The organism is Qipengyuania sp. ASV99, assembly GCF_047872805.1.
Lineage (GTDB): Bacteria > Pseudomonadota > Alphaproteobacteria > Sphingomonadales > Sphingomonadaceae > Erythrobacter.
In genome coordinates this window covers 759663-779806 of sequence record NZ_JBLQUK010000001.1, presented here as the reverse complement: position 1 = coordinate 779806, position 20144 = coordinate 759663, and the positions used below count along the sequence as shown (strand labels likewise).

General features: G+C 62.0%; 19 protein-coding genes and 1 riboswitch. Of the genes, 12 read left to right on the top strand and 7 right to left on the bottom strand.

The window, feature by feature from the left end:
- A partial coding sequence (locus ACM64M_RS03930; protein WP_416227323.1) for a hypothetical protein occupies positions 1 to 353 on the top strand: 353 nt, incomplete at its 5' end.
- A 6-nt stretch (positions 354 to 359) separates the two neighbouring features.
- Here the strand turns inward: ACM64M_RS03930 and ACM64M_RS03925 are convergent.
- The 5 genes from ACM64M_RS03925 to ACM64M_RS03905 all read right to left on the bottom strand — a co-directional run bounded on the left by ACM64M_RS03925 (position 360) and on the right by ACM64M_RS03905 (position 2909).
- Positions 360 to 821 (bottom strand): DUF6491 family protein, encoded by a 462-nt coding sequence (locus ACM64M_RS03925; protein WP_416227322.1) that lies wholly within the window; start codon positions 819 to 821, stop codon positions 360 to 362.
- A gap of 56 nt (positions 822 to 877) precedes the next feature.
- Positions 878 to 1225: an HPF/RaiA family ribosome-associated protein gene (locus tag ACM64M_RS03920; RefSeq protein WP_416227321.1), complete on the bottom strand. Its 348-nt coding sequence runs from the start codon at positions 1223 to 1225 to the stop codon at positions 878 to 880.
- A 131-nt stretch (positions 1226 to 1356) separates the two neighbouring features.
- Complete coding sequence (locus tag ACM64M_RS03915; protein WP_416227320.1) at positions 1357 to 1572, bottom strand: hypothetical protein; 216 nt, start codon at positions 1570 to 1572, stop codon at positions 1357 to 1359.
- A gap of 111 nt (positions 1573 to 1683) precedes the next feature.
- On the bottom strand, positions 1684 to 1896 hold the full coding sequence (locus ACM64M_RS03910) for a cold-shock protein (protein ID WP_416227319.1): 213 nt from the start codon (positions 1894 to 1896) through the stop codon (positions 1684 to 1686).
- Positions 1897 to 2285: 389 nt separating this feature from the next.
- The gene (locus ACM64M_RS03905) at positions 2286 to 2909 is read right to left on the bottom strand and encodes a hypothetical protein (protein WP_416227318.1); all 624 of its coding nucleotides are present in this window, start codon (positions 2907 to 2909) and stop codon (positions 2286 to 2288) included.
- Positions 2910 to 2989: 80 nt separating this feature from the next.
- Here ACM64M_RS03905 and ACM64M_RS03900 point away from each other — a divergent pair, with 80 nt between their 5' ends.
- The 4 genes from ACM64M_RS03900 to ACM64M_RS03885 all read left to right on the top strand — a co-directional run bounded on the left by ACM64M_RS03900 (position 2990) and on the right by ACM64M_RS03885 (position 5471).
- Positions 2990 to 3634, top strand: a complete 645-nt coding sequence (locus ACM64M_RS03900) for a DUF2726 domain-containing protein (RefSeq protein WP_416227317.1) — start codon at positions 2990 to 2992, stop codon at positions 3632 to 3634.
- Between the two features lie 32 nt (positions 3635 to 3666).
- Positions 3667 to 4119: a YaiI/YqxD family protein gene (locus ACM64M_RS03895; RefSeq protein ID WP_416227316.1), complete on the top strand. Its 453-nt coding sequence runs from the start codon at positions 3667 to 3669 to the stop codon at positions 4117 to 4119.
- Between the two features lie 128 nt (positions 4120 to 4247).
- Complete coding sequence (locus ACM64M_RS03890) at positions 4248 to 5243, top strand: P63C domain-containing protein (protein WP_416227315.1); 996 nt, start codon at positions 4248 to 4250, stop codon at positions 5241 to 5243.
- A 96-nt stretch (positions 5244 to 5339) separates the two neighbouring features.
- A complete protein-coding gene (locus ACM64M_RS03885; RefSeq protein ID WP_416227314.1) occupies positions 5340 to 5471 on the top strand; it encodes a hypothetical protein in 132 nt (43 codons plus the stop codon).
- Between the two features lie 115 nt (positions 5472 to 5586).
- Here the strand turns inward: ACM64M_RS03885 and thiC are convergent, their stop codons facing one another.
- The gene (thiC, locus tag ACM64M_RS03880; protein ID WP_416227313.1) at positions 5587 to 7491 is read right to left on the bottom strand and encodes a phosphomethylpyrimidine synthase ThiC; all 1905 of its coding nucleotides are present in this window, start codon (positions 7489 to 7491) and stop codon (positions 5587 to 5589) included.
- A gap of 49 nt (positions 7492 to 7540) precedes the next feature.
- A riboswitch (TPP riboswitch) is annotated at positions 7541 to 7652 on the bottom strand.
- A 225-nt stretch (positions 7653 to 7877) separates the two neighbouring features.
- Between thiC and ACM64M_RS03875 the strand changes: the two genes are divergently transcribed.
- The gene (locus ACM64M_RS03875) at positions 7878 to 11429 is read left to right on the top strand and encodes a hypothetical protein (RefSeq protein ID WP_416227312.1); all 3552 of its coding nucleotides are present in this window, start codon (positions 7878 to 7880) and stop codon (positions 11427 to 11429) included.
- Positions 11430 to 11661: 232 nt separating this feature from the next.
- Positions 11662 to 12006, top strand: a complete 345-nt coding sequence (locus ACM64M_RS03870) for a hypothetical protein (RefSeq protein WP_416227311.1) — start codon at positions 11662 to 11664, stop codon at positions 12004 to 12006.
- Positions 12007 to 12075: 69 nt separating this feature from the next.
- Here the strand turns inward: ACM64M_RS03870 and ACM64M_RS03865 are convergent, their stop codons facing one another.
- Positions 12076 to 13386: an amidohydrolase family protein gene (locus tag ACM64M_RS03865; RefSeq protein ID WP_416227310.1), complete on the bottom strand. Its 1311-nt coding sequence runs from the start codon at positions 13384 to 13386 to the stop codon at positions 12076 to 12078.
- A gap of 145 nt (positions 13387 to 13531) precedes the next feature.
- Here ACM64M_RS03865 and ACM64M_RS03860 point away from each other — a divergent pair, with 145 nt between their 5' ends.
- The 5 genes from ACM64M_RS03860 to ACM64M_RS03840 all read left to right on the top strand — a co-directional run bounded on the left by ACM64M_RS03860 (position 13532) and on the right by ACM64M_RS03840 (position 20112).
- Positions 13532 to 15622 (top strand): S9 family peptidase, encoded by a 2091-nt coding sequence (locus ACM64M_RS03860; RefSeq protein ID WP_416227309.1) that lies wholly within the window; start codon positions 13532 to 13534, stop codon positions 15620 to 15622.
- A 120-nt stretch (positions 15623 to 15742) separates the two neighbouring features.
- The gene (gene crtY, locus ACM64M_RS03855) at positions 15743 to 16966 is read left to right on the top strand and encodes a lycopene beta-cyclase CrtY (RefSeq protein WP_416227308.1); all 1224 of its coding nucleotides are present in this window, start codon (positions 15743 to 15745) and stop codon (positions 16964 to 16966) included.
- Positions 16963 to 18567: a phytoene desaturase gene (locus ACM64M_RS03850; RefSeq protein ID WP_416227307.1), complete on the top strand. Its 1605-nt coding sequence runs from the start codon at positions 16963 to 16965 to the stop codon at positions 18565 to 18567. The genes crtY and ACM64M_RS03850 overlap by 4 nt, the downstream gene beginning before the upstream one ends.
- Positions 18564 to 19145: a TIGR00730 family Rossman fold protein gene (locus ACM64M_RS03845; protein WP_416227306.1), complete on the top strand. Its 582-nt coding sequence runs from the start codon at positions 18564 to 18566 to the stop codon at positions 19143 to 19145. The genes ACM64M_RS03850 and ACM64M_RS03845 overlap by 4 nt, the downstream gene beginning before the upstream one ends.
- A gap of 10 nt (positions 19146 to 19155) precedes the next feature.
- Positions 19156 to 20112: a phytoene/squalene synthase family protein gene (locus tag ACM64M_RS03840; protein ID WP_416227305.1), complete on the top strand. Its 957-nt coding sequence runs from the start codon at positions 19156 to 19158 to the stop codon at positions 20110 to 20112.
- Positions 20113 to 20144 lie beyond the last annotated feature (32 nt).

Below are 20144 nucleotides of genomic sequence, written 5' to 3'. Positions count from 1 at the left end.
GGGCGCGAACCTCCGGCGAAAACTTGTTCGTTGTCTTGCTCATAAGGACTCCATCTACTCAAGAGTTGGAGCCTCCGACAATCCCGGGGCGGTTCACCGCCGCCGCCGCGCAGCGCCGCGAGCTTGAACAACTGGGACTTTCTCCCGGCGCCATCGAAAGCGTGATGCGGCCTTTCTCTGTTGAAATCGAGCGCGCCCATTTTGCGCCCATCATGGTCATCGAACCCGCAACCGAATTGTACGATCGGCTTGAATTCGACCCCGCCTTGATTGCCCGCAATATTGAGCGTGGCCGCCAAGCGGTGCGCGACCAGTGGAGCGTGCTTGCCAGGTTCCTTGGCGTGGCAGAGTAACTCCGCCTATTGGTCAGCCCGCGCCCGAGCGCCTGCATCTCCCGGTTCCAGCTTGCGGATCATTGTTACCCGGCAGCGCTGCGGACCCAGATTATCGTCGGGCACGATCAGATCCACGTCCAGCCCGTTGCATATCCTGCCCGCGCCGGTCTGATCAAAGGCAATGCTGCGGGCAAAGCGCAATTCAGGACAGCGGCTTTGCAGCTGAAATTCATACGTATCGCGGGGCCCGACATCAATCAGGACGCGCCGGTCGCTTTCCTGCCCGCCCGCATCATCAATATTGCGAAACCCAGTGACCTGCGCCGCAAAAAAGCACTGCCGCCCGCCCGCCTGCCGCGCCGAAAGCGCGCTATCGTCTTGAGCGGAGGCGGCGGCCTGACGTTCTACACCGGCGCAGGAAGCCAGCGACGCAGCAAATGCCAACGCCGCCAGCGCTGCGGGAGGAAGGGGGCGATATGTCATCATCCGATCATCCTGTCATACCGCGATGAACCCATGCTTTCCCGGCTTGGTTGGCTTGATCACAAGACCTTGTCGGGGCGCGGTTCGTGCTTGTGCTTTTCGCCTTTGCCAAACAGCCGGTCGAGCCGCTGCGCCATCGTGTTCGCCGCTTTGCGCGCGGCATCGTCAACCTTTGACGCATGGTCGGTGACGCCAATCGGCTTGCCGCCGCGCGGGCGCGCTTCGATTGTGCAGGCCTTGTCATCAGCACCGTGTTTGCTGCCGTTTTCATCGGAGACATGGACCTCGACCCGCGTCAGCCGGTCTTCGAACCGGGCGAGCTTTTCGCGGACCATCACCTCAATCCGTTCTGCGACGTTCTCCGTGCCCATAACCGAACTGTCGGAGTTGAACTGAAACTGCATCATGGCGAGGCTCCTCTGGATTGTTACGCTGTGGTTTCAATCTGGGTGCGATGCCTTGGTTTCGCAATGTAATTTAGGGGTTTCGCAATGTAATTTAGGGGTTTCGCGTGGCAATCTAGGAATCAGCCCGCGCGTTATTGCACGTCCAGCGCTTCTGCGGCGCGGCGCTCTGCGCGTTCGGCGTCGGCTTTGGCGCGGTCTTCGGCGACCCTGCGCGCCTGATCGGCCAGCGCGCGCCAGGTTTTCTCCGATCGCAATTCCCGCATCCTGACGTTGTCCAGCGTTGCCTTTTCGGCAGCAGCAGCAGCGGCATCGGCGCGTTCGCGGTAAAAATCGAAGGTCTGGGCCATGATTGGCTCCTGTGGGAGGATACGGAAGGCAGCGCCGGGAAGCGCGCCAGTAATTTTAACGGGTGGCGGCCGGGGCGCGGCACCAAAGCGCCGCACCCCGATCACTCAATATCAGTCAGCCGACGACAGGTTGGTCGCGCTTTCCTTGCCATTGCGGCCGGTTTCGACGTCATAGTTCAGACGCTGTTCCTTATCGAGGCTGTGCATGCCGGCGGCCTGCACTGCGCTGATGTGGACGAAGCTGTCAGCCGAACCATCGTCGGGCTGAATGAAACCATAGCCCTTGTCGGCGTTGAAGAATTTGACGGTGCCAGTTTTGGCCATGAGAGTGTTCCTTTCGAAGAACATAGGTTGCGGACCCGCGAACATGCGGGGCCGGTCGTGCTTAGGATCGTTCAGGGGAAAGGAAGTCGTCGTCTGGTTTACGCCGGGGCCTGTTGAACACTCCGTTCAAAGGCAAGCGGCGGTCGTCAAATCTCGAAGTCCGTCGCAAATTCCGACGTCAGCGCAGACTGTGTAGCAGGAGATCGCCGTTTCTCCTAATTATCATTGCTCCAGAGCCATTACGCGACCCGAACCGCGCCAGATATGCGCCAGCAAAACCACCCGATCTGCTTGACACAGTGGACATAGTGTCAAGCGCCATTTTTATCCTCAAACCTCTCATATCACACGATTTTCTGTCTTTTTGGGCGCTTGACACTTTTCCAACATTATTCCTCTTCGTCGCTGTCATGATCGCCTTCATCCGCGTCGCCCTCTGCTTCCGCCGCCGCTGCGTCGCGCGCATATTCCTCATACAGCGCGATGCGTTCCTGCCGGTCCTGTTCATCCCAGGTTTCCGGCCCGGCCTCGACCCGTTCAACCAGCCGGCCGAAATCATCCGAGCCATAGCGCGCGGCGACATCGTGCTGGCGCGCATGCGGCAGGCGAAAACTGTCGCGCATCATCAGCAGCGCAACCGTCAGCCGCTCATCATATTTGCGCGAGGTGCCGATCAGCTCGCCGCGGTGATAATGCGGCACTTCGACCCCGTTGAGCGCGCGCTCCATCGCGGCCTCTGCCAACGCATCAAAGCGGCACCGCAGCGCCGCCGTCCAGGCGTGATCGAACGGCTCCCCCTTTAATCGCGCGCGCAGGGCATAGGCGGATTGCCGCGACATCCCCGCCACCCGCGCCGCATTGGCAACCGAATGGGTGGAAGCCAGCGCCTGCAAGAAAGTCGCCTGCCGCGCCGGTGTCCACCCGGCACCGTCCTCCAAGGGAGCAGCGATCAACGCATGGGCGAGGGTGGGGTTGGGGGTGGGGGCGGTGTCTTCGTCGAATGTGTGGGTCATCTGCAAGGTTAAGGCAGAATTCGCGCGTGTAGGAAAGTTTTTGGTGGGGGGTTACCGTTTCGCAAGCATTGGCGTGGCACATGCCTGTCATGCCTGCGGAGATTCTCGCCCTCCTCGACAAACCCTGGCCGCTCGCCATCCTGCTGGCGATCGGCGCGGTCATTGGTATGGCCATCGAACGGTTCGTCGAAGGCGAAAAGCGCGAAGAGCGCCGCGCCTATTGGCAGGAGCGCAAGGCCAAGAACCGCGGACCGAACCTCAGAACAATCGAGCGGGCCGAACGTCAGCAGGCCCAGCAATCGGACTTTGCCGCCAACCAATTGAAGGCCGTCAGCAAGGCCGCCTTCACCTCGCGTGCATTGCTCAACAAATCAGAGGCCAATGTGTTCGCCGCGCTGGACAAGGCGGTGATCGCGCGCAATCCGCGCTGGCAGGTGATGGCGCAGGTTTCGCTCGGCGAATTCCTTGCCAGCCCCGACAAGGACGCCTTTCGCGCGGTTAATTCCAAACGCGTAGATTTCGCGCTGATGGACGACAAATGCCGCGTAGTCCACGCGCTGGAATACCAAGGCAGCGGGCACAACGTCAGCAATTGTGCGCCCGCAAGGGACGCGGTGAAAAAAGAGGCGCTTCGCAAAGCCGGGATCGGCTATCACGAGATAGTGGCCGGGCATACGACGCCGGCGGAATTGCGGGCTTTGGTGGAGAAATTGGTGGCTGGTTGAAGGGGACGCCGCGCTGCTTTAAGCGGGGTTCAATGACGCCAGTGACCATTCTTGTCGATGCCGACGCCTGCCCGGTGAAGGAAGAAATCTACCGCGTTGCCGAGCGTTACAAGGCCCAAGTGCGGGTCGTCAGCAACAGCCCTTTCCGCGTGCCGGTAAGCGAGCGGGTGAAGCGCGTGGTGGTCGATGACAGCTTTGACGCGGCGGACGATTGGATCGCGGAGGCTGCGGATGCGCGATCTGTCGTCATCACCGCCGACATATTGCTCGCCGCCCGCTGTTTGAAAGCGGGCGCGCGGGTGCTCAAACACAATGGCGAGGAATTCACCGCAGCCAGCATCGGCAGCGCAATCGCCACCCGCGCGATCATGGCGGACCTGCGCGCTGGGATGGATGGGGTGGGAGGCGGACCGGCGCCGTTCAGCAAGGCGGATCGCTCGCGGTTCTTGCAGGCGCTGGACCGGGTGCTGGTGGGGATGGGATGATGGGGAAGGTTCTATAGGGTGAGGGGAGTGAGCTAGCAAGCATATCAAAAATAATTCTACTCATGCTTGCTAAATAAGCAAGCATCCGGTATCGATTGCTGCAAGCATAAACGATTCGGAGATTGCAGATGGCTGACCCACAGAGCGCAGGAGGGAAGGCACGAGCGATTTCCCTATCAACTGAAAGGAGGGCGGAGATCGCGAGAAAGGCGGCCGAGACACGGTGGGCGTCACCCAAGGCTGCCTATGAGGGCGACTTGGCCATCGGTGACTTGAGCTTGCCCTCTGCCGTTCTCCAAGACGGTCGCCGCGTTTTAATCAGCAGGGCATTTCTTACAGCGTTGGGTAGGCCTTGGAAGGGTACATACCAAAAAAGCGATCGGCCCAATTTTGTAGATGCCCGTAATCTTGATTCATTTATCACAGAGGAAGTTCGAGATTTTCTTGAGCCGATCGAGTTCCGGAACCTCCGAGGCCAAAAGGTTCAAGGCTTTCGAGCAGAACTGCTCCCATTGGTTTGTGATGTCTACCTGAGAGCAAAAGATGCTGATGTTCTAACCGATGGCCAAAAAGCAGTAGCGCGTCAGGCCGAAATACTTACTCGCAGCCTCTCCAAGATCGGAATTTTGAGCCTTGTCGACGAAGCAACGGGCTATCAGTCGGTCAGAGCTCGAGACGAACTCCAGCGAATTCTTGCCGCATACATATCGGAAGAGCTACTTCCATGGGCGAAGAGATTTCCAGACTCGTTCTACGAGCAAATTCATCGTGTCTGGGGATGGGCGTATGCTCCGGGCAACAACAAGCGAACTGCCTACATCGGGAAGCTCACGAATTGGCTGATTTACGAACAGCTTCCTCCGGGCGTAATTGAAGAGCTGAGGCGGAAGAACCCACGAAATGTCGCAACAGGCCGGAGAAATTCTACTCACCACCAGCATCTTTCGGAGGAAATTGGGCATCCATCGCTTGAAAAGCAAATCACATCAGTGACAACACTTTTGCGAGCGACGCCAACAGGGAAGCCGGGCTTTTTCAAACAGCTTTTCACTGCTGCCTTTCCTCAAGACCAAGGCGAGTTGTTCCCTGACTTCGATACTGGAGAGAAGCCACGGAAGACATAAAAATCCCCGGAATGTGAATGCACCCCCCACATTGACACCGTCCCCCATCAGGCCCACGCCCGCTCTCGGGCATCTCGCCCCCGATTGGAACGACTTATGGCCAAGGGCCAACAGAAGAAGAGCAAGGAAGCGCGTAAGCCGAAGAAGGAAAAGGTGAAAACCAACGCCTCGCAGCCATCGCAAAAGCCCGGCGGGATCAAGGGGCTGGAGAATATGCGGAACGGGTGAGGCGATTAGCCCCTTCCCCTTGGGGATGGGTGTGCGACGCGCGGAATCATGCCCTGCCCTCTCACCGCCGAACCCCCATCCCCGACCCTTCCCCAAGGGGAAGGGAGAAGATGCCTCAATCGTGTTCGCGGCCCCCTGCCCCGACATACAGCTCGCGGCCGCCTTCGTTATAGCGGCGACTCATCTCCTCCATGCCCTTCAGCGCGGCCTGTTTGCTGGCCTCGGCGGTGTCCGCGCCCAGTTTTTCGGAGGCGAGGAAGCTTTCGGGGCTTTCGTTCTGCTTGGCGGCAAAGTCGCGGACTTCCTGGCTGATCTGCATCGAGCAGAACTTTGGCCCGCACATGCTGCAGAAATGCGCGGTCTTGGCGCCTTCTGCGGGCAAAGTCTGGTCGTGATATTGCTCGGCGGTTTCAGGGTCGAGGCTGAGGTTGAATTGATCGCGCCAGCGGAATTCAAACCGCGCTTTCGACAGGGCATCGTCGCGGACCTTGGCCGCCGGGTGACCCTTGGCAAGGTCGGCGGCGTGGGCGGCGAGTTTGTAGGTGACCACGCCGACCTTCACATCGTCGCGGTCGGGCAGGCCCAGATGCTCCTTGGGCGTGACATAACACAGCATCGCGGTGCCGAACCAACCGATCATCGCCGCGCCAATGCCGCTGGTGATGTGGTCATACCCCGGCGCAATATCGGTGACCAGCGGGCCGAGGGTGTAGAACGGAGCCTCCCCGCAGACCTCAAGCTGTTTCTCCATGTTCTCTTTGATCTTGTGCATGGGCACATGGCCCGGCCCCTCGATCATCACCTGCACGTCATGCGCCCAGGCGCGGTGGGTCAGTTCTCCGAGGGTGTAGAGTTCGGAGAATTGCGCCTCGTCATTGGCATCCGCGACGCTGCCGGGGCGCAGCCCGTCGCCCAGCGAATAGGCGATGTCATAGGCCTTCATGATTTCGGTGATGTCGTCGAAATGTTCGTAGAGGAAGCTTTCCTTGTGATGCGCGAGGCACCATTTCGCCATAATGCTGCCGCCGCGCGAGACGATGCCGGTGACCCGCTTGGCCGCCATCGGGACATAGGCGAGGCGCACGCCTGCGTGGATGGTGAAGTAATCCACCCCCTGCTCGGCCTGTTCGATCAGCGTGTCGCGGAAGATTTCCCACGTCAGTTCCTCGGCCACCCCGCCGACCTTTTCCAGCGCCTGATAGATCGGCACGGTGCCGACCGGCACGGCGGCGTTGCGAATGATCCATTCGCGGGTGTCGTGAATGTTGCGCCCGGTCGAAAGGTCCATGATCGTGTCCGCGCCCCAGCGGGTCGCCCACACCATCTTGTCGACCTCTGCCGCCACGTTCGACGCCACCGCCGAATTGCCGATATTGGCGTTGATCTTGACCAGGAAATTGCGCCCGATTGCCATCGGTTCGGTTTCGGGGTGGTTGATGTTGTTGGGGATGATCGCCCGACCGCGCGCAACCTCTTCGCGGACGAATTCGGGGGTGATGACATCGGGGATTACCGCGCCCCAACTTTCGCCGTCGCGGACAAAGTCCCTGGCCAGCTCACGGCCCAGATTCTCACGCTCGGCGACATATTCCATTTCGGGGGTGATAATCCCTTGTCGGGCATAGTGCATTTGCGACACGTTCATCCCTGCACGCGCGCGCAGGGGGCGCTTCACCGTGTTGGGGAACTGCGGGACGCCGCCGCTGCGGTCCGGGCCCAGCTGGCCGTTATCCTCGGGCTTCACTTCGCGTGCGTCATATTCCTCGACATCACCGCGCGCCCTGATCCAGTCGGCACGCTTGGCGGCGAGCCCGGCGTTGATGTCGATGGCGATCTCTGGGTCGGTGTAGGGGCCAGAGGTGTCATAGACCCGCACGGGTGCCTCCCCGCCCTCAAGGTCAATCTCGCGCATGGCGACGCGAATGCCGCTGCCGGTGCGCGCACCGACGTGAACCTTGCGGCTACCCCGGATCGGTCCGGTGGTGACGCCGATTTCGACAGGTGAATTGATGTCGGCCATGCGCAGTCTCTCCAAATGGCGAAAGTGCGGCCCTTCGACAAGCTCAGGATGAGCGGGTCAGACCACTCCCTCCGCCGATGTTAGTCGGTTCAGGTTCAACGGGTCGGGCGGCGCTTACCCCGCCCCTCTCAGCGCAAAGCTGCGCTCCCCGGGGATGACGCACAGAGTTACGCGCCGACTGCGCCCATGTCCAGCCGTCTGACTGAGTTGCGCGCAAACCGGCAGTAATGAAAATCCATCGCGGGGCACGAAAAAGAACTGGCATCCCGCTCAAATATAGAGGAAATTACGGATTGCCGGGCCAATTCAGGCCTGCCGCATTTTCACAAGCGTCAACAGCAGGGGCGGCACATTGATGCCGCGGTTTTTTTGGGGGAATTTTGACAATGAACATTTCTCGTCTTTCGAGCGCGATGCTGCTGGCGTCGACCGCAATAGTTTTTGCCGCTCCCGCCTATGCCGACACAACACCCGAATGCAACGCATCGGAGGGGCCGAACGTCGCTTCGCAGGACGATGGTCTCGAATGCGGGGTCAATGCCGCTGCCAGCGGCGCGAACTCCACCGCGCTGGGCAACAATACGGTTGCAAGCGGTGCCAACAGTGTCGCGGTCGGCGATACTGCGAGCGCAACCGAGACCGGCAGCACCGCAATTGGTCAATTCACGATCGCAGAAGGTCTTGGCACCACCGCGGTCGGTCAATCTGCAAGAGCGCTTGTCAACGGCGCAACAGCGGTCGGTTCGGCGTCAAGGGCGGAATCGACCGGATCGCTAGCGGTTGGCAATGGTGCTGTGTCGAGCGGCCTTAGCGCGGTGGCAATTGGCCGTTCGGCGGCGGGCGTTGGTGCGGATTCGGTCGCGGTCGGCAATGCCTCACGCGCAGGCATGGCAGAGGCGGTGGCGATTGGCGCAGCCGCCGAAGCGGCAGCGCAAGCGGCCATCGCCATCGGAATCAGCGCCGATGCGGACAGCGCCTTTGCCATCGGCATCGGTTCGGGCGCGAATGCTGCTGGCGAAAATTCCGTCGCTATCGGGGAACTGGCTCAGGCGAGTCAGGACGCCATCGCACTGGGGGAAAACTCCGAAGCCACGGGGCTCGGTTCCATCGCCATCGGTGCCAACACCGCAGGCAATGACAATTTCGGAACCATCGCCGGCGGCATTGCCACTATCGCGATTGGATCGGAGACTCGCATTAGTGTGGACGGCGCGATTGCGATTGGCGGCGATATGGACGGTGACGGGCTCGGTTCCTTTGTCAGCACCACCGGCAGCATCGCCATCGGCGCGGATTCCTTTTCGGTAGGCTTCGACGCGATTGCCATTGGCGCGGGTTCGATTGCAGACCTCGACCATTCGGTGTCGGTCGGCAGCGAGACCAATCGCCGCGTCATCACCAATGTCGCGGACGGTTACCGCGACGATCATGCGGTGACGCTGGGGCAGGTCAACGCACTGCTGTCAGGGGGCGGAACGCCGGGCGTCGTCGTCAATATCAATGGCGGGTTTTCGCCCACTGCGACCGGAACGGGCTCCATTGCGATTGGCGACGGGGCGTTTGCCGATGGCAGCGAGGCGGTGGTGGTCGGCGCGACTTCGGGCGCGGATGGCGACGGGGCGACCACCTTTGGCGGCTTTGCCAATGCGACCGGCACCAATGCGACGGCGCTGGGTTTCAGCGCCAATGCCAGCGCCAGCAACGCAACCGTGCTGGGCAGTTCTTCCAGCGCAGGCGCCAATGGCGCAGTGGCAGTGGGCACCGGGGTTCAGGCCTCGGGCGTCAACACGGTGGCCATCGGCACCGGGTCGAGCGCGAGCTTTGCCAATTCGGTTGCAATCGGCGCGGGATCGACCGCAACGGACGAAAATACGGTCTCGTTTGGTAGCAACGGCTTCGAACGCCGCCTCACCAATGTCGCCGACGGTGTGTTCGACACCGACGCCGCCACGGTGGGGCAATTGAACGCGATTGCTGGAAACCCGCTGTTCGATTCGAGCGGCACCACTGGCACCGCTTCGGCCACCGGGATCAATTCGCTGGCAGTGGGATCAGGTGCCTTTGCCCAAGGGCGCAATTCGATTGCCATCGGTCTCGACACCAGCGATCCTGGCGATGTTGGCGTCTTTGCGAACGGAGAAGGCGCGCTCGCCATCGGAGCTGAAGCGCAGGCCAATGCCGACAATGCGGTGGCGCTGGGGGCAGGATCGCTGGCGCTGCAAGCGGACACGGTTTCGGTCGGCAACGATACGCTCAAACGGCGGGTCACCAATGTCGCGGACGCGGTAGAAGACAATGATGCGATCAATCTCGGTCAACTCACCGAAGCTCTTATGGATGCAGCGGGCAGCCCCTTCCTCGCTGTCAACGCGGCTGGCTCTGCCGCTTCGGCCATTGGCACTCAGGCGATAGCCATCGGGGCAGGCTCCGATGCCCAGGCTGCCAGTTCAGTAGCGATTGGTGACAACGCCCGCACCGCGTTTGGCACTGGCAGCATTGCCATTGGCGCAGGCACCAATTCCTCCGGCGAAGGCGCGGTCGTCATCGGCCAAAGCGCATCAGCCTCTGGCGCAGGAGCGACCGTGCTGGGATCAGGCGCGAGCGAATTTGGATCGATCAATGGCACCGCGCTGGGCAAGAATGCCTTTGTCTCGGGGGTTAATTCGGTCGCGCTCGGCTCCGATTCCTTTGCCGGACAGGACAATACTGTCTCGGTCGGAAGAACCGGCCAGGAACGCCGCATCGTCAATGTTTCGGCGGGCACCGCTGGCACAGATGCCGTCAATGTGGCGCAGTTCAACGCCGCGCTAAACGGGATTTCGGGGGCCAACAACCGCTTTTTCGGGATCAATTCCGATGGCACTTCTGCACTGGCAAGCGGGGTGGATGCGCTGGCTTTGGGTGAAGGTAGCGTTGCGGCGGGCAATCGCGGTATTGCCGTTGGTGTTTTAGCCACCGCCAGTCAGGAAAGCGCCAACGCCTTTGGCACCAGAGCCCGCGCGGACGGGATCAATTCCGCTTCGTTCGGAGCGGATGCAAGAGCATTTGCGAACAACTCGATTGCTGTCGGCGCTGGCTCGATTGCAAATGCCAACTTTGCGACCGCTGTTGGCCGTTCGGCGAGCGCGACAGGCGACAGCTCCACCGCCTTGGGCCGGGCGGCCGATGCCTTTGGCGCCAACAGCGCCGCATTTGGCACCGGAGCACGTGCGGCGGCGCAAGGGGTGGCCTTTGGTCAGACGGCCCGGGCAACAGGAACCAACACCACTGCGCTGGGCCAACAGGCACTCGCAAGCGAATTGCTCGCCACCGCCGTAGGCAATTCGGCCTCGGCTTCCGGGCAAAGCGCAACCGCTATTGGCTCGCGCTCAGAAGCATCCTTCGCTGGTTCAACCGCCGTTGGTGCCAATGCCGAAACCACCGCCGCCAATCAGGTGGCGCTGGGCGGCACGGGCAGCGCTGTTCGGATTGGCGATATCGAAGCCAGCACCATGGCGCAGCAGGGACCGGTCGATGTGGTCACCATCGACCAGAACGGCACTTTGGGCCGCCAGACCGTCGCCACGGCTGCCTCGGTTCAGAACATCCGGGTTACGATGGACGGACTGCAGGCGATCACCGATGCGCAATTTGACAGCCTCTCCCAAAGCGTCTCCGCGCTTGACGGGCGGATCACCGGCCTCGCGTTTCAGCTGGAGGATCTCGACACACGTTCACGCGGCGGGATTGCCGCAGCTATGGCGATGGGGGGCACGATGATCGTGCCTGATAGCACGTTTTCGATGAGCGCCAATGTCTCCACCTATCAGGGCGAACAGGGATTTTCCGGATCGCTCGCCGCGCGTGTGGGAGAACGGGTGTATGTCTCCGCCAGCGTCGCGGGATCGACCGCAGAGAAAAGCACCGGCGGGCGCGTGGGCGTGGCGTTCGGGTTCTGAATGGGGAGAGGGGGCGGGCAAGCGAGGCTCGCCTGCGGGCTCGCCCCTATTCCGGCCCTTGCCTCTTGTGCAGCCAACAACACTCTGGTTTGTATAGGAGATCACCCAAACTAGGCTTTATCGAAAGGTCATGCCCATGAAAACACCAGTTGCAATCGCGGCGCTCGTGCTTGTCAGCGCCTGCTCTCCGGCTGAGAATGCGACAAAGGATGCAGCGACAACGGAAACAGCGATGGCTGAAGATACAGCCACGGTGAAGGAAGCCGAAACGCCAGCCCCAGAGGATCAGGCTTCCTCGAAGGAACCAGAGCCGGAGCCGGCAGCTCCAAAGCCAACCTCAACTGCGATCAAAGTCACGGGCACAGTGGACTCAATAATTCTGGACGCAGAAGAGCCAATGATCGAAATCTCCGGCCAAGGTGGCGCGAAATACCTTGCCGTCGTCGCAACAGGCCAGATTGACGCAATCCTCGACAACACGCAGGGGATCGGCAGTGCGATCAGCCTCAATTGCCAGAAAAGCGACCTCCCACCCGAAGATGGCTATATCTGGATAGAGGAGTGCAAATTGTCGTGATGCTGCATCAATCAGCCCCCTGACTGGCAGCGCCGCTCGCCGCGCCGGGCAGAAGTGCGCGGCCTTGCATCATTCGATCACCCGGCCCCGCACCATCACGAAATCGACATCTTCCAGAACGGTCACATCGGCCAGCGGATTGCCGTCCACCGCAATCAGATCCGCCGAATAGCCCGGCGCGATCCTGCCGATCTCATTCTCCAGCCCGATCACCCGCGCTGCCACCGTGGTTGCGCTGGCCAGCGCCTCGCGGTTGGACATGCCCTGCGCGGTCATCAGCGCAAATTCCTCAGCGTTGCGGCCATGCGGGAACACGCCTGCATCGGTGCCGAAGGCGATGGGCACGCCGAATTGCCGCGCCCGCGAAACCAGCGTCGCCATCAACGGCTGAACCGCGCGAATCTTGCTTTCGACCACCGGCGTGTAGGTGCCGCTGCCCAGACCTTCGGACACACCTCTTAGCGCCATCAGCGTCGGCACCAGAGTGGTGCCACTGTCGCGCATCACCTGAGCCGCCTGATCGTCGAGATAGGTGCCGTGTTCAATCGTATGGACGCCCGCGCGCGCTGCGGCCTCGATCCCGCGCGCGCCGTGGGCATGCGCGGCAACCCGCAGCCCCAGCGTTTCCGCCGTGCTGACAATAGCGCGCATTTCCTCGTCGCTGAAATGCGCCTCCAGCCCGCGGCCCTGCTGCGACAGCACCCCGCCGGTCGCGGTGATCTTTATCAGATCGGCCCCGTATTGCGAGGCAAGCCGCACCTTGGCAGCGCATTCGACCGCGCCGGTGCAGGTAAACCCGCTATCAAGCACATCGTTCACATGTTCGGTAAAGCCGTTCACGTCGCCGTGCCCGCCGATAATCGCGATGGTCCGCGCAGAGGTAACAACACGCGGTCCGGGCACCAGCCCTTCTGCCGTGGCGCGGCGCAGCATCTGCGTCACCTGATCGGTGCGAGAACCAAGGTCGCGCACCGTGGTAAAGCCCGCCAGCGCGGTCAGTCGCGCGTTCTTGGCCGCGATGAAGGTGAAATATTCGGGCGGAGTCGTCGCCGCGCGCCAGAACTCCCCGCTGGGATCGCCCGACAGATGCGTGTGCAGGTCGATCAGGCCGGGCAGCACGGTCTTGTCCGACAGGTCGATAACGCGCGACCCTTCGACCGCGTAAACCTCCAGATCATCGCTGCCTGCGGGCAGGATGTCGCGGATCGTCCCGTCGATCACAACGATGGTCATCGGCCCGCTCGGCTCGCTGCCTGCGTCCATGATGACGCTGCCCGCTTCGACAAGCAAAGTCTCCGCCGCTGCCGGTGAGGCCGTCAATGCGCCCAGTCCAGCGGCCATGCCCGTCAGCACACCCGCCCAGTTTTTCAGGAACCTCATGCGTCACTCTCCCCTTTTTATACTATGGCGCAAAGTGATGACCCGCCTGCGGGCCGCTTGCAAGCCTTGCCGCAGATTTGCCATTCGATGTTGGACCGTTATGGATGGAGCCATTCATGAATTGAAGAGAGGACTATTCGACCATATGACCCGCATTACGTTTGCCTCCGCTGCCCTGCTGGCCTCGGTTTCGCTGACCGCCGCCGCTGCCAATGCCCGCCCGATGACCCCCGAAGACGTCGCAAAGCTGGAAAGCGTCGGCGCGGTGGCGATCTCTCCCGATGGGTTGCGGATTGCCTACACCACCGCCAGCCTGCCTGACGTGACCACCGGCGAAGATAATGGCGGCACCACCAGCGAACTTTCAATCGCCACCGCGCCCGATGTGGCGCGGCAATTCCTGCCCGAAGACATCAGCCCCGGCGATGTGGCGTTTTCCCCCGATGGCCGGATGGTGACCTTCACTTGGGGCAAGGACGAGGAAGACACCGCCGTATGGGGCATTCCCGTCGATGGCGGCACCTATACAAAACTCGCCGCGATCAAGGATGCCGATGTCCGCGATTACCATTTCAGCCCCGATGGCAGCACGATCTATCTGCTGACCGGCGCGGCGAAAGACAAGCAGCGCGAGGCGCAGCGCAAGGGCGGTTTCAACGCCCGCGTTTATGAAGAGGAATTTCGCCCTGCACGCCTGTTCGCCGCCACCATCGGCAGCGCGGTCGACGAAAACCCGCGCGAAATCGCGCTGCCCGGCTTCGTCAGTGCATTCAAGATTTCCTCCGATGGGCGCATGGCCATCGTCGACACCGCGCCAACCCCGTTGGTGGATGACAGCTACACTGAAAAACGCGTCAATGTAATCGACCTCACCAGCGGCGCAGTGACCGCCGTGGTCGAAACGCCGGGCAAGATTGACGATGTCGAGATTTCCCCCGACGGATCACAATTGTCGCTGATTGCGGGTGTGGACATCAACGATCCCGCGCCGACCACGCTGCATCTGGTGGACACCGCCAGCGGCAGCTACCGCGCGCTGAACGCGGGCGCAGCCGAAGCGGCGGTGGATGCCGAATGGCTGCCCGATGGCCGGCTTGCTGCGGTGGTGCATGTCGGCGTGCAATCGCTGCTACGCATCTACAATGCCGATGGCTCGTTCGCAGAGGAACACGACCCCGGCGCGCTGATCCTGACGCGGGTGGAGGCTGCGGGTGACCGCATCGCCTTTGCCGCCAACGCGCCGCAGCATCCGACCGAACTGTTCGTGTGGAACCCCGGATCGGGGTCCGGGGCAAGCAATGGCGCGTTCGAACGCTGGACCAATCACAATGACTGGCTGTCAGAGATCAGTTTTGGTGAACAGCGCGCCTATTCCTACACCGCCACTGATGGGCAGACGGTCGAAGGGGTGCTGATCCTGCCGGTCGGCGGGGTTCCCGCTGGCGGAGCGCCGACAATCATGAATGTCCACGGCGGGCCAGAGGCGCATGACAGCAACGGCTGGCAGACCGCCTATTCAAAGCCCGGCCATGTCGCTGCGGGTCAGGGCTATGCGGTGTTCCTGCCCAATTATCGCGGATCGACAGCTTACGGTGTCGATTTCTCCAAACAGCATCAGGGCCGCTACACCGATCCCGAATTCCGCGACATCGTCGATGCCAAGACCGCGCTGGCGGCAGATGGCATCACCGACGCGGCGCGCACCGGCATCACCGGCGGATCATACGGCGGCTATGCCAGCGCATGGGGCGCGACCTATTATTCGCAGGAATTCGCCGCCAGCGTGATGTTCGTCGGGATTTCCGACCAGATCAGCAAGTTCGGCACCACCGACATTCCTTACGAGATGTACAATGTCCACAGCCGCGCATGGCCGTGGGATAATTGGCAAAAAATGCTTGAGGTGTCGCCGATCTATTACACCGACCGCGCGCGCACACCGCTGCTGATCATGCATGGCGAAGACGACACCCGCGTCGATCCCAGCCAGAGTATGGAACTGTACCGGTTCATCAAGGTGCGCCAGCCCGAAACGCCCGTGCGGCTGGTGTTCTATCCCGGTGAAGGGCACGGCAACCGGCTTGCCGCCAGCCGCTATGATTACAATCTGCGGATGATGCAATGGTTCGACACCTATCTGAAAACCGGCGACCGCTCCGCCGCCATGCCCGCCCCGCGCCCGCAACTGGCCGAAGGAGCAAAGGGGGCCGAGGCACCAGAGGACGACGCGGAGTAGGCCGCCGGACCTGCCCGACGGCGCAACACGCGCCGCGCGTTGGGAAACCGGCGCGCGGCGCGTGTTGGCGGGCCCTGCAATATTGCCCCTTGGCCCGCCCTGCCCTACGGCTTTGCGGGCATGAGCGATTCCCAATTCGATGTGGTCATTGTTGGCGGCGGCCTCGCCGGGGGCTTGACCGCGCTGGCGCTGCACCGGGCGCGGCCCGAATTTCGCATCGCTTTGATCGAGGCTGGGCGCAGCCTGGGCGGCAATCACCGTTGGAGCTGGTTTGACAGCGACCTGTCGGAAGACGGGCGCGCCTTGCTGAGCGGGTTTCGGCAAACGGGCTGGAATGGCGGGTATGACGTGCAATTCCCCAAATATCGACGCACTTTGGGGACCGCCTATCGGTCCATGGCCTCGCATGATTTTCACGAAGGCCTGACGCGCGAATTGCCCGCCAGCGCGATCATGCTGGAACGCAAGGCAATCAGCCTGGATGCACGCGGCGTTGATCTGATCGGGGGAGAGCGACTGGACGCGCGCGCCGTGATCGATTGCCGCAGTTTCCAGCCGAGCCCGCATCTCAGCGGCGGCTGGCAAGTGTTTTTCGGGCGGCACATGCGGCTGGCCGAACCGCACGGGCTCGAACGTCCGATCATCATGGATGCAACGGTCGATCAACTCGCCCCGCACGGCAATGGTGCGGCCTATCGGTTTGTCTACACTTTGCCGCTGGGCGCGCATGACGTGTTTGTCGAGGACACCTATTACGCCGATGACCCCGTGCTGGACCGGGCGGCGCTGTCGGCGCGGATTGACCAATACGCCCGCGCCCATGGGTGGCAGGACAATGCGATCGTCGGGCACGAAGCGGGGGTTCTGCCGGTGCTGACTGGCGGCGACTTCCGTGCCTATCAAGCCGAAATCCGCATCCCGGGAGTGGCGGCGGCGGGCGCGCGCGGCGGCTTCACCCATCCGCTCACCAGCTATACGATGTGCGCCGCGGTTGAAAACGCGCTGATCATCGCGGAAGAGGCTGATCTGACTGGCCCGCAGCTCGCCGCGTTGATGGAGGCGCGCGCGCGGCGGCATTGGCGCAGGACCGCCTATTACCGGCTGCTCGCGCGGTTTCTGTTCTTTGCTGCGGAACCGGATAAGCGCGTGAAGGTTTTTCAGAGGTTCTACAAATTGCGGCAGGGGTTGATCGAACGTTTCTATGCCGCCCGTTCGCGGCCATTGGACAAGCTCCGCGTCTTGTGGGGTGAACCCCCCGTATCTATCCCAAGCGCCATTCTGGCCATGTTCAAACGCGGCGCGCCCTTACGGCCGGACACTCAAACGGAGAAGAAAAAGGCATGACTGCCCCCACTACGCCATCGGCCTCCCCCCTGGCTGCCGCCAAACTCGATCTTGCCCCGGCGCTGCGCGGCAAACAGGGAATCGATCCCGTTCTGGCTGAGAAATATTCCGGCAAATCGGCCTGCGTGATCGGTGCTGGGTTCGGCGGAATGGCATTGGCAATCCGGCTGCAATCGCATGGCATTGCAACCACCGTGGTCGAAGCCCGCGACCGGCCCGGCGGGCGCGCCTATTACTGGGAACGCGACGGCTTTACCTTTGACGCCGGCCCCACCGTCATCACCGACCCCCCCTGTCTGGAGGAATTGTGGGCGTTGACCGGGCACAATATTGCCGACGATGTCGAATTGATGAAGGTCATGCCGTTCTACCGGCTCAACTGGCCCGACGGGACCAATTTCAACTATTCCAACGACGAAGCCGATCTCAATTCCGAAATCGCCAAGCTCAACCCCGATGACGTGGTGGGGTATCAGCGCTTCCTCGAATATTCGGCTAGGGTGTATGAGGAAGGCTATCTCAAGCTGGGCACGGTCCCGTTCCTCGATTTCAAATCCATGCTCAAGGCTGCGCCAGCGCTGATCAAGGAACAGGCGTGGCGCAGCGTCTATTCAATGGTGTCGAGCTATATCGAGCATCCGAAACTGCGCGAGGCGTTCAGTTTCCATTCGCTGCTGGTCGGCGGCAATCCGATGAACACTTCGTCGATCTACGCGCTGATCCACAAGCTGGAAAAGGACGGCGGCGTGTGGTGGGCGCGCGGCGGCACCAACCGGCTGATCGCGGGAATGGTGCGCCATTTCGAACGATTGGGCGGCACGATGCGGGTGGGCGATCCGGTGGTGCAGGTCCACACGATGGGCACCCGCGCGGATGAGGTCGAAACCAAGTCCGGCTGGCGCGAGCGGTTCGATGCGGTCGCCTCCAACGGCGATATCATGCACTCATACAAGGATCTGCTGTCGGGTTCGCCGCGCGGACCGCAAATGGCAAAGTCACTGAAACGCAAAAGTTTCTCGCCCTCGCTGTTCGTCGTGCATTTCGGGCTGGAGGGGACATGGCCGGGGATCGCGCATCACATGATCCTGTTCGCCAACCGCTATAAGGGGCTGCTCGACGACATCTTCAAGAACGGTGTCCTGCCCGAAGATTTCGCCATCTACCTGCATCACCCCACGGTGACCGATCCGAGCATGGCCCCGCCGGGTAAGAGCACGTTCTACGCGTTGGTGCCGGTCGCCCATATGGGCAAAATGCCGGTTGACTGGGACGAGGTCGGGCCAAAGCTTGAAAAAATGGTCCTCGACGAGGTGGGCCGCAGGCTCATCCCCGATATTCACGACCGGATCGTGACCAAATTCAGCTATGCTCCCAAGGATTTTCAGCAGGACCTGTCCGCTTACATGGGCAGCGCCTTCAGCCTCGAGCCCTTGCTGTGGCAAAGCGCCTATTTGCGCGGCCACAACCGCGATGATGTGTTGGGTAATTTCTACCTCGTGGGTGCAGGCACGCATCCCGGCGCAGGCATCCCCGGCGTGGTCGGCAGCGCGAAAGCGACCGCCGGGCTGATGCTGGAAGATCTGGCGAAGGTGGGCGCGTGAAACGTCTCGCCGTCTATTGCGGGTCCGCCAGCCCGGCCGATCCGCGCTATGTCGAACTGGCCTATGATGTCGGTGCGGCGCTGGCGCAGCGCGGCATAGGCGTTGTCTATGGCGGCGGCAGGCTCGGGTTGATGGGCGCGGTGGCCAAGGGGGCGAAGGAAGCGGGCGGCGAGGTGATCGGGATCATCCCCGAAAGCCTGATCCGCGCCGAGGTTGCCAACCACGATTGCGACGAACTCATCTCCGTATCGGGCATGCACGAACGCAAGCAGAAATTCACTGACCTGTCAGACGGATTTGTGACGCTGCCCGGCGGGGTCGGCACGATGGACGAATTGTGGGAGGCGATGAGCTGGGCACAGCTGGGCTATCATTCGGACCCGGTGGGCGTGCTGAACGCCTTCGGCTTCTATGACGATCTGCTCGCCTTCAACGCGAAGATGGCGGCGGTCGGCTTTGTCCGGCCAGCGCATCAGAACATCTTGATCGCAGCGCAAACCCTGCCCGATCTGCTGGAACGGATGGCCGCCTATGTTCCGCACACCCCGATCTTCCGCATGAAGGCAGAGGAACTCTAGGGCACGCGCTATGGCTGTCGATGCGGAAACACGCGCCGCGCTGGTAAACCACGCGCATCAGGCGATCAAATATGGCTCGCAAAGCTTTTCCGCAGCTTCGCAATTGTTCGACAGCGACACGCGCGAACGCGCCTGGCTGCTCTATGCCTGGTGCCGCCGGTGCGACGATATCGCCGACAATCAGGAACTGGGCGGAGTGCTGGGCGATCAGTCCGATCTCGACGCGCGGCTTGCGCTGATCCGGCGGCTGACGGCACTTGCGTTTGAGGGTAAGCCGACGGGCGATCCCGCCTTCGATGCGCTGGGCGTGGTGGCGCAGGAATGTGGGCTGACCCCAGCGATGGCAGAGGACGTGATCGCGGGATTTCAGCTTGATGCAGAGGATTGGCGGCCCCGAACCGAAGCGGACATGATGCGCTATTGCTATCACGTCGCCGGGGCGGTGGGCGTGATGATGGCGGTGGTGATGGGAGTCTCGCCCGAGGATCAGGACACACTCGACCGCGCCTGCGATCTTGGGCTGGCGTTTCAACTGTCCAACATCGCCCGCGATATTGTCGAGGATGACGCCGCCGGGCGCTGTTACCTGCCGATGGAATGGCTGGTCGAACAGGACATCGAACCGGGTCAGCACACCAAACCGCACCACCGCGCTGAACTTGCGGAAATGGCCGCACGGCTGGTGGCGCTGGTGGAAAAGCACGAGGCGGCGGCGCGGGTGGGCGCAGAACGCCTGCCCTTCCGCAGCCGCTGGGCAGTGCTCAGCGCCGCGCGCATCTACGGCGCAATCGGGCGCAAGGTGCGCAAACGCGGGACCGAGGCGTGGAACAGCCGCACCTTTGTGCCGCGCGGGGAAAAGGCGCTCTACGGCGTGCGTGCGTTCCTGTCGGCGATCATCAACCGCGAAAAGCATCCCGACGGGCCGATCACATGGGGCATCTCGGATTATCGGCCCACCACCTCATAATTGTCATTGCGGGCCGACGCAGTCGGCGCGGC